This is a genomic window from Vagococcus fluvialis (genome assembly GCF_048815235.1).
GTDB lineage: Bacteria > Bacillota > Bacilli > Lactobacillales > Vagococcaceae > Vagococcus.
This window is the reverse complement of record NZ_JBMEAO010000020.1, coordinates 44033-52889: the sequence shown is the minus strand read 5'-3', so window position 1 is coordinate 52889 and position 8857 is coordinate 44033. Positions and strand designations below refer to the sequence as shown.

Sequence of the window (8857 nt, the reverse complement as noted above, 5' to 3'; positions counted from 1 at the left end):
GATTGCCAATCGGAGTATTAGAGGGAGCACTTCAGGTCGTTACACCTTCATTTCACTCCTCAAATCATTAGTTCTACACAAGAAAATCTTGTGTGCCTAACCTTTTCAGTTAGGAACGTTTCGCACCATAAAAGGATTTCATATCGACACAAAGTATATCGTCTCTAGGCTCTTTATCGTAGTTAAAGTAGTATTCAGACATTCATTTTCACTTCCTTTAGACATAATTATACAAACGTACGTTCTCATTTTCAAGCGAACAGTTTTTAAATATTTTAAGTTCATAAGAAGTAAATGCCTGGTTAGTGATCTATCTTCTTCAGGAGGAAACAATTTTATTTGGTATTTATTTCAGTCGCTCCGGCCACCTCCACCGCTCCCTCAATAAGTCGTTCGTTGCACTCACTCCAAGACCGTTAAACGCTGCTTCGCAACGTTTAACAAAAAGTCAAAACCGTCATTTGTTTAACTCATGCTTATCATTCGGCATACCTATTCTCTTATTTAGATTATGTTCAAGTTAGTATGCTTGAGTGGAGGGCTAAGTGATACAAGTACCATATTCAGTCGATTAGACAAGGGTATATAAACGAGCAAGCTCGCCCTTGTATAATCTTTGTGCCTATGGTTCTCACACTTTATAGCCCCCACACCCAAGCATACTAGCAACAAATGAACCATAACAATCTAAATAAGAAAGGAGCATTATGTATCCCTCAGGCATGAGTTAAACAAATGACCAGCCACCCTCCCCTGTACACCTAACTCAAATGGTTCAAAGACTAAAGAATTTAAGAAACAATGTGACAAAAAAATTACCGAGCAACGACTGTTAGCTTTAGAAAATATTAAGTTTTTGAAAGGAGATTTTGATATGTATAAGGAGTTATTACTAGCTTTAATAGTGTTTATCTATGATGAAGAATACGAAATGAGTTGGTTATACCAAAACATAATTTTAAAAGAAATGCAGACAAAGAGAGAGAGGAAAATCGTCTATGAACTCACGAACGATTTATAAGATGTTGGCACGTTGGAATTATGATGAATTGGCTAAAAAAATTCATCGCTTAGTTAGAACAGAGCCAATAGATTTTAGTCTAGATGATATTTTAAATATGATTTATGACACTTACGAAGATACAAAAGATGAAAATCTTGCTTATCTGTACGTTGATATTAGCAAAAATGGTTTTCTGATTAAACCAATAAAAGAACAAAAAAAAAGAAACCTTTTGCTCTAACAAAAGATTTCTAGTTACTACCATTCAATGTAAAAACAGTATTTTATTAAATACATTGTATCGTATGTAACGACCTTTGACAAGAAAATATTAAGGAGCGTTACCAATGACAAACCAATTAATCGAAAAAGCAAATCATTTTTTATCTTACTTTTCACTTAACCGATATGTAGAAAAACCTTTATACAAACTAGACTTAAATCAAGAAAGCATGATTGATTACATTAAAAGAGAAAATTTGTTTATTTATCTGAATGACATGAACCCTTTAGTTTTTGTTAATCAAGTTACTTTTATTGACGTCCTAGTAAGTGCGAGAGCTTACGTTAAATTACATAATCTTGATGAAGATTACTATTGTAACGATATGAATCTAATTGAGGTGCTACTATACATTGAACAGAACGGCAACCACCAAGACTTTATAAATGAAATGACCAGTCAAACAGGTTACCAGTTTGAAACATTTGAGGATATTTTAAACTGTTTAACTATTAAGGTTACGGATATGCCAGTAGGCGACCAGTTACCACTGTCAACATTCTTACAAGCTTACCTTTGTTTAATTGACAAAGCCAAAGCTATAAAAGAAAGCTTGTGAGGTGGTATATCATGACCATTTTAAAAGCAGATACTATCCAACAACTACAAGAACACCTTGCTAAATTTGATAAAAACCTACCTGTTGCAGTCTTTGACTGCGACAGAGGTTATATGAGTGTAGCCTTTAAAAAAGAGGAAAAAATTGAGAATGACAAAAGATTTCAATGGTTAACATTTTATGCCCATGAAACTATCCAAATGTATGATATTAAGACCTTACAGGGTTACTTGAGTAGATTACCATTACAAGCCCCGATTGCAAAAAAAACAGAAAATGATGAATATACTTCATTGTACTTATCTATTGATAGCATGAAAGATAACGGTAAATTTTATCAATGGTTAGTCCTAAGTGACGAGCTAGAGTATGACCGATTTTTCAGACAACATGACACTAAAGCAGAGGGCAATCACACAGAACTAGCCTTAGAAAAAATGTTGATAGAAATGAAAAAAAATACCTTACAACCAATTAAAATGATACATCAATGGCTTTGTAAACAAACCAACCAAGAGCTATTTAAAGGCATTTTAACAGAGGGAAAAACATTAAAAGGAGCTTACGCTTATTGTTTTAGCCAAGCAAAAAAACAAGGGAATAAAGGGTATGGCGCTTGGGTTGATGATAACATTGTTTTTCAGTGGGTATCTGATTACTTTATTTTCTATGAATTGCCAAAAGAAAAAACTAAAACGAAAACTAAAGCTCAACCTAAAGCTAAAAAGAAAACCGAGCCAGTTAATAATGTGACTAAAGCTACCAATCAAGAACCCTCAACAAGCGAGAAAGGAGGAGTCGAACAACAAGAAGAAAACGAACAACAACTTGAGTTGTTCGCAACACTATAATGACTAATAACTTATCAAAACAAATCGGAAAATTACTCACACCACCTAAAGACTTTTTTAAGTGGTGTGAAAGACAAATACCAACTTATGAATGGAGCAACAAAGAGCAGACAATCAAAGCCAGTGAACGCACTGATTGTCGTATTATCAAAAAACGATTAACTAAAAAATCACGCTTAACGTTTCCTCAAAAATTTTATTCTTTTGCGATTATTCTTGTTTCTAAAAATCGCATTGAAATCCAATCTCATAATTATTGGCTTGATATTAAAGACGGAAAAGAAATTCTCACATATCGGTTAACCAACTTTGAGCGTTTCGAAAATGGCAAACATCTTAAAGCCTTTAATAACTATAATAATGAGTGGCAAGACGAATTTAGGACAAATTACGGGTTTATGAGTGGAGCTTATACCAACACCAAATTTTATCCAAATAATTGGCAAGATAAGTTTAAGCATAATCGAGATATGAAATATTTGAAGTTACCAGCAATTGAAAGAGCTGAACTTTCTAGAATTTATAAAAGTAGGCTTGAAATTGAATACCTACAAAATATTGGAGCAACCACCATGGCAGATGAAATCATCAATGACGGCTATCTCATAGTTGGCGAAAGTTATCATAGGAGGGCAGACATGAGAGTTATCAATCAGAAATGGTTGAAAGCTAACAAACACAAGTTAAAAACGACTAACCCTATGTTTCATGTTTTCATGTTAGAACAAACTTTCAGAAAGAGAAAAGCAAAACCGATTAAAAATATTGAGTATCATCTACATTTTACACAATTAAATAAATTACCAAAGGAAGTTAATTTAAACAAGTTCCAAACGTGGTATATGGCACAAAAAGAAACATTCGACTACTATATAGATTATCTAAGCATGTTAGAAGAGCTAGAAATTCCATTAAATGATACTAATGTTATCTTGCCTAAAGACTTAGTTAAAGCTCATGATAATGCCGTTGAATTGATTAACCAACTCAATTTAGAAAAGAAAGCTAAAAAATTAGAGGCAGAAAATCGTGAGTATCAAAAACGATTATCTCAATTAAAAAAATTCGAAAAAGAAATTGATGAATTTGTCTTTCTTGTACCTAAAGAATTAAAGGAAATTATCCAAGAGGGCAGTGCTTTACATCATTGTGTGGGGGGAAATCGTTACGTGAAAGGTCACCAAAAAGGCGATACTAATATTATTTTCATTAGAAGAAAAGAGGACGTTAATAAACCGTACTTCACACTAGAATACAAAGAACAAAAAGTTAAACAAATTCAAGGAAAAGGAGGACAAGATAAAGTCCCAGGCAATATTAAGCAAGTTGTTGAGAAGTGGGAAAAGGAAATTAAAAAAGTAATATAAAAAAACACTGTCTAAACCAACTACGATATATGGTTTAGACAGTGTTTTTAGTAACAATTTCTACTAATTCGTGGTATAATATAAATTGAAAGGGACGTACTGGATATACGCCCCTAAGTAGAACCGTTAAAGACGGTAGCATTGTTTTGGTAAAAAATAACCGTTAAACTAGCCAAAGTTTAAGTGGACGGTTATTTTTTTTTGTCATTTTTTACAAGGTCAACAACCAATTTTATTAACATAATGACAAAAGTGCCAAAACCTAATAATAATTGGATAGTTTCCAATGCAGACAAAAGGGCTTCTCCTTTCCTAGATTTAATACTTATTTTCATAAGCACCACCTCCATTAAAAGATAGCCACCGTCACTAACTTCTCTACTTCTTTATTATAACATAAAAACAGTCTAAAACCTATTGTTATCAAGGTTTTAGACTGTTTTATTTCTTCTCTTTCTAATAAGCTGCGACAAGGAAAACCACCTTGTCGTTTGAGTCGCCTTGCTCCGACCGCCACCACCGCGGCGTCGACTCAATAGAAAGCTCATTATTCAATCGCTTCCTATATCAAACATCATAGGAAAAACACCCAAAACAACATAGGGAAATTAGTTAATATCTCCAGGAGAATCACTATTTCTTTGTCTCATGGTCCAACTATGACCTGATTTATTTTTTTCAAGATCTTCATTCTTTTTTTCTGCTTCTTTTTTTCTTGAAAGAGGTACTACTTGTTTATCTTTACTTGCTTGCTTTTTAGGCTTTTTCTTCTTAGCTGCTTCCTTTTTAGGTGGTACAGGTAGACCGTTCTTTTGAAGCATTGTCTTAACATAACCTTTTGCCGTTTTTTGGTAATAATGATGATATATCTCACAATCAGTTTTTTTTCGTGTAATTAGAAAATCCGGTATTATTTCTTGAACTAAAACGTAACGAAAAACATTGTTCCCCTTTTCATTAACATAATGAATATAAATAATATCTCCCACTTGAATCCATTTTTGTGGGTTCTTTTTTACTTCAACTTTAACGATTTTATTTAGTTTTCTAAATTTTTTACCTTCCATCATTAAATATGTTCCTTGAGCGACACAAATTTTCTTTGTATGGTTATCTATATTTTGCTGTTTTTTTGCTTGCTTTTCTCGTTCAATACGTCGTTCTTCTAAATCACCATCAGTTAAAAAAATAATGGGTCGATTTTTTAATTTAACAATTCTTTTAACTGTTCCCGTATATTGTTCTTCATCTTCACAATCAGTGATCACTTCAGTTACATATAAAAGTTGCTGCTTTGAAAAACGAACCAGCTTACCTACTTTCATTTTATCTTCAATCTTTTTATCGACTCTGAAAGTATATTCTTTTTGATTGGGGTATATTTCAAAGACTTTTTGTTGCCGCCTCTCTTTAACGTGTAGAGTCTTAACTATCATGAAAGAGCCTTCCTTTCTTGAATTCATATTAATTAATATATTTTTAAAGATTCTTATTTTCTACGGTTCTTATTTTTTCTCTTACCGTTAATCAGCCTTCATTTTATAATAATATGATTATAACATACACATTCATTACTTATTTTTTCTTAAAATATTTATATACTGTCCTTTGCCCATACCCTATTGTCTTTAAGTATAACTAAATAAAATATATTCACTCTTTGTTTTTCTTAAAATCATTTCTAAATAATTTTTTATTCGATTGTCAAAATCACTAACCACATTAAAATTATTTACTAGTTCAGTTATTCTTTTTCTTGATAAAAAACCGTCGTATAAATCTAAACCTAAATCAACTATTTCATTAGAAAAAAGTGTTTTACTCTTATCCAAGTTTCTATCTAAGTTAAGAATTTTAAAAAAATAATCTATTTCCTCTAAATGTGATGAAGGTATTTCAATATCTGCAATAGATTCTGTAAGAAAATGTTCACTCTCATAAGCGTGTATAACCATACTCATAATATTTTATCCCTCCTGTCGCTGGACTAAAACTTATTGGCTTTAAAATTTTCTATTATCCATTTAGAAAACTCATTAACTACTTTAGAGTATTCCTCTTCATCCAGCAGATCATAAATCCGTATTGTTTGACTATCGAACATATCAGAATCGCGTTTAGCTAAATAATAAAGAATATCTGATAGGTGGCTATGTTGCCATGTATAAATTCGTTTCAACTCTTCTAGTAGTTCGTTTTGTTTATCATTCATACTTTTCTTCCTTACTTTTTAATTTTATCTATTAATTACTGAAACACCAGGTTAAATTTTTCTTTCTTGTTTTATTTCATGATGTTTATCCGGCATAGCTTGAATCAGATGAATCTCTTCTATTTTCTTAACAGTTGTTTTGACAGTTTCATTTAAATAATTTTTACTCTTTTGAATAGAAGCTATTTCACTTTTGATATCGTCATAACTAATCTCATTAAGCGTCGCATGTGGTAATAAAGTAGATAACTTTCTTTGTACTTCTTGAGGTTGCTGAGTCACTTCAGATTCTATAAGCAGCTTACTAATTTGATGTAACGTCATCATTTTTTCTGATAGTTTATCCAGCGTTTCATTTGCTTTAGTTAATGCCTGGTCAAACTGATTTTCTAAATTTCGTAGTTGGCGGCCATCCTGAACATCATGCTCTGCTAAAAAATTAATCGCATGAACTAACTCAGTTAATTGTGTCATTACTGGTTCTTTAGTTAATGGTACTTGTCCGTTATAACGGTGCAATTGTTTAACCAATGTTTCACCTGTCATAAATCTGTTACGCTCAGAATCACCATTATTCATAAAATAGAAGAAGTCCGAACGTTTAACAAATAAATTAAATTGACCATCCTCTAGCTTATCTACTTTGTACCCACCAATAAATAATTTCCCTCTATTCTCTATTCCAAAATCTACATTGAGATAGTAACCTCTCTCTGTTGAATGTGAGATTTGCCAGTCCTCTACTGTAATTTGATAATCAAAATCTTTTGCTACCCGTGACTCTTTTTCCTGGTAATTTTCTACTACTTCCTCAATAGAGAAGGTTCCTGCATTCTCTTTTAATTTATCTTCTATAGACTCTTTGTTGTATCGGGTTGGATCTCCTTTAACTAAATTTCGTCCTCTTGTATTTCTAATTTGTGGTTCATCCAACAAACGATAGGTGGCCCACTTGCCCGAAAAATTAACAGAAAGATTTAAAGCTTCAGCCTTCAACATGAAGTCATCTATTGAGGAACTATGCTCTATCAAATAATCTAATCGAGATTTGATTTTCAATTTATAAATAGAGTCTGTTTCCCACATGGTATATTTTTTATGCGAGTTTTTTGGAGATTTTTCAATGATCTTAGCCCCATACTCTGATGAAATTTTATCTGATACTTTTTCAAAATTTAATTTGGAAATATCTTTATGCCCTCCTTTTGTTTTTACTATTTTCCAGGGTAATGCCTTACCAGTTTCTAAATTAGTTGTGTTAAGTATAATGTGGTTATGAATATGTTCTTTGTCTGTATGTGTCGCTATAACAAATTCATATTCACCACCAGTGAATTCTAAAATTGTTTTACGACCTATTTCATGAACCTGTTCCGGCGTTAAATTATCTTCAGGTGAGAATGACTGAATCAAATGCCTGGCAAGTACAGGATTCTTTTTTTCGATTTCTGTTAAGCTAGGTGGGTCTAATCTCTTTGTCTTTGGATTAAATTTATAGTTTGTTCCTCTTTGATACTCAGCTTTTAATTTGGTGTACTTAAATTCCTCATAAGCTGAGTTCGCATCTACTACACCATGAGTTGAGACAAGGTGTTTCATCATAGTTTTATTTTCATTAACAATGTATTGAAACAAATTATCTAAGTGAGATTCTTCTTCCTTATAGTCCACTATTGTTTTATCGGCGTTACTGATATACTGTTCTGCCTTTTTTAATCTGTCAAAACTATGTATTGGAAAATGTTTTGTATAAACCATCTAATCAACCTTTTTTCTTTTAAATTTATCTTGTTGTATATGTAATTCACTTTCAACTAACTCAGTTAATTTCGTGAGAGCTTTCGTTAGATCCCTGACATCAGTTTCTGATATATCATCAAACTGATTGGCAAGTTTTACCGCTTGATTAATATTCGTTCCAATCTTCCTCACTTCATAAACAAGCTGTTTCAGTTCAGTATAATCAGTGAATGATACTTCACCCTGAATCAACATCATCAAGGCAAAATGTTGGAATTTTTTTATCCTACTACTAGCCATTTTATTTTTAATGTATATTTCTTCCTTCTCAGTCATGCGAATTATTTTTTGTATATGTCGCTCTCTTTCCAAATAAATTACTCCTTTACAAATCTTTCTTGGTGGGACAGACTTTCGTTTTGCGAGCATAGTCATTGGATAGCCAATGACATAAATTTAAACAACCTCCACCCAAATTCACGGTGGAGGTTGTTTAATAGTTGGGGGTTCCCCAATCCCCTTTTTTTCTTCTTTTGCTTGTTTTGTTTTTAACTCATGTAAGGTCTGAGTAGTGAATTAATAAACTCATTGTAAGGTTCACCAACTGCTAATTTTCTTAAAAACTTTTCAGCTTCTTCATAAGGTGCAAGGTCAATTTCAATTTCTAATTCAGTGTAATCATGAATTAATTGTTGAATTTCTTTAGTAAGTGAACCCTTTTTCTTTTCTTTTTTCTTCGGATGAATCACAGTTCCATTAGGAACTGTTTCATCTGTAAATTGTTGAATAATAATAAATCGTGCTTCATCTGATAGCTGCATCATACATGTATCCCTCTCTTT

At 32.2% G+C, this 8857-nt stretch carries 11 protein-coding genes; 4 read left to right on the top strand and 7 right to left on the bottom strand.

Annotated elements, in window-relative coordinates:
- Nucleotides 1–998 precede the first annotated feature (998 nt).
- The 4 genes from ACODH8_RS12580 (at nucleotide 999) to ACODH8_RS12565 (ending at nucleotide 4063) form a co-directional block, all read left to right on the top strand.
- Nucleotides 999–1244, top strand: coding sequence for a hypothetical protein (locus ACODH8_RS12580; RefSeq protein WP_207059366.1), 246 nt, complete (start codon nucleotides 999–1001; stop codon nucleotides 1242–1244).
- Nucleotides 1245–1350: 106 nt separating this feature from the next.
- Nucleotides 1351–1845, top strand: coding sequence for a hypothetical protein (locus tag ACODH8_RS12575; protein ID WP_420019109.1), 495 nt, complete (start codon nucleotides 1351–1353; stop codon nucleotides 1843–1845).
- Between the two features lie 11 nt (nucleotides 1846–1856).
- Nucleotides 1857–2696 (top strand): Cas9 inhibitor AcrIIA9 family protein, encoded by an 840-nt coding sequence (locus tag ACODH8_RS12570; protein WP_420019108.1) that lies wholly within the window; start codon nucleotides 1857–1859, stop codon nucleotides 2694–2696.
- A complete protein-coding gene (locus tag ACODH8_RS12565) occupies nucleotides 2696–4063 on the top strand; it encodes a PcfJ domain-containing protein (RefSeq protein WP_420019107.1) in 1368 nt (455 codons plus the stop codon). The genes ACODH8_RS12570 and ACODH8_RS12565 overlap by 1 nt, the downstream gene beginning before the upstream one ends.
- Before the next feature lie 191 nt (nucleotides 4064–4254).
- Here the strand turns inward: ACODH8_RS12565 and ACODH8_RS12560 are convergent, their stop codons facing one another.
- The 7 genes from ACODH8_RS12560 to ACODH8_RS12530 all read right to left on the bottom strand — a co-directional run bounded on the left by ACODH8_RS12560 (nucleotide 4255) and on the right by ACODH8_RS12530 (nucleotide 8839).
- Nucleotides 4255–4398 (bottom strand): putative holin-like toxin, encoded by a 144-nt coding sequence (locus tag ACODH8_RS12560; RefSeq protein WP_207059362.1) that lies wholly within the window; start codon nucleotides 4396–4398, stop codon nucleotides 4255–4257.
- 273 nt (nucleotides 4399–4671) lie between these two features.
- Nucleotides 4672–5499, bottom strand: coding sequence for a hypothetical protein (locus ACODH8_RS12555; RefSeq protein WP_420019106.1), 828 nt, complete (start codon nucleotides 5497–5499; stop codon nucleotides 4672–4674).
- 192 nt (nucleotides 5500–5691) lie between these two features.
- Nucleotides 5692–6024 (bottom strand): hypothetical protein, encoded by a 333-nt coding sequence (locus tag ACODH8_RS12550; protein ID WP_420019105.1) that lies wholly within the window; start codon nucleotides 6022–6024, stop codon nucleotides 5692–5694.
- Between the two features lie 26 nt (nucleotides 6025–6050).
- Nucleotides 6051–6275: a hypothetical protein gene (locus tag ACODH8_RS12545; RefSeq protein ID WP_420019104.1), complete on the bottom strand. Its 225-nt coding sequence runs from the start codon at nucleotides 6273–6275 to the stop codon at nucleotides 6051–6053.
- 51 nt (nucleotides 6276–6326) lie between these two features.
- Nucleotides 6327–8033, bottom strand: coding sequence for a relaxase/mobilization nuclease domain-containing protein (locus ACODH8_RS12540; protein WP_420021016.1), 1707 nt, complete (start codon nucleotides 8031–8033; stop codon nucleotides 6327–6329).
- Nucleotides 8034–8387 (bottom strand): plasmid mobilization relaxosome protein MobC, encoded by a 354-nt coding sequence (mobC, locus tag ACODH8_RS12535; protein ID WP_250942414.1) that lies wholly within the window; start codon nucleotides 8385–8387, stop codon nucleotides 8034–8036.
- Nucleotides 8388–8563: 176 nt separating this feature from the next.
- Nucleotides 8564–8839 carry an LtrD gene (locus ACODH8_RS12530; protein WP_207060344.1) on the bottom strand — a complete coding sequence of 92 codons (276 nt, stop codon included), beginning with the start codon at nucleotides 8837–8839 and terminating at the stop codon, nucleotides 8564–8566.
- Nucleotides 8840–8857: the final 18 nt, after the last annotated feature.

Excerpts from the sequence above, each read along its gene's own strand:
- ACODH8_RS12580 (WP_207059366.1), top strand. The coding sequence starts at position 999 with ATGAACTCACGAACGATTTATAAGATGTTGGCACGTTGGAATTATGAT.
- ACODH8_RS12575 (WP_420019109.1), top strand. The coding sequence starts at position 1,351 with ATGACAAACCAATTAATCGAAAAAGCAAATCATTTTTTATCTTACTTT.
- ACODH8_RS12570 (WP_420019108.1), top strand. The coding sequence starts at position 1,857 with ATGACCATTTTAAAAGCAGATACTATCCAACAACTACAAGAACACCTT.
- ACODH8_RS12565 (WP_420019107.1), top strand. The coding sequence starts at position 2,696 with ATGACTAATAACTTATCAAAACAAATCGGAAAATTACTCACACCACCT.
- ACODH8_RS12560 (WP_207059362.1), bottom strand. The coding sequence starts at position 4,398 with ATGAAAATAAGTATTAAATCTAGGAAAGGAGAAGCCCTTTTGTCTGCA.
- ACODH8_RS12555 (WP_420019106.1), bottom strand. The coding sequence starts at position 5,499 with ATGATAGTTAAGACTCTACACGTTAAAGAGAGGCGGCAACAAAAAGTC.
- ACODH8_RS12550 (WP_420019105.1), bottom strand. The coding sequence starts at position 6,024 with ATGAGTATGGTTATACACGCTTATGAGAGTGAACATTTTCTTACAGAA.
- ACODH8_RS12545 (WP_420019104.1), bottom strand. The coding sequence starts at position 6,275 with ATGAATGATAAACAAAACGAACTACTAGAAGAGTTGAAACGAATTTAT.
- ACODH8_RS12540 (WP_420021016.1), bottom strand. The coding sequence starts at position 8,033 with ATGGTTTATACAAAACATTTTCCAATACATAGTTTTGACAGATTAAAA.
- ACODH8_RS12530 (WP_207060344.1), bottom strand. The coding sequence starts at position 8,839 with ATGATGCAGCTATCAGATGAAGCACGATTTATTATTATTCAACAATTT.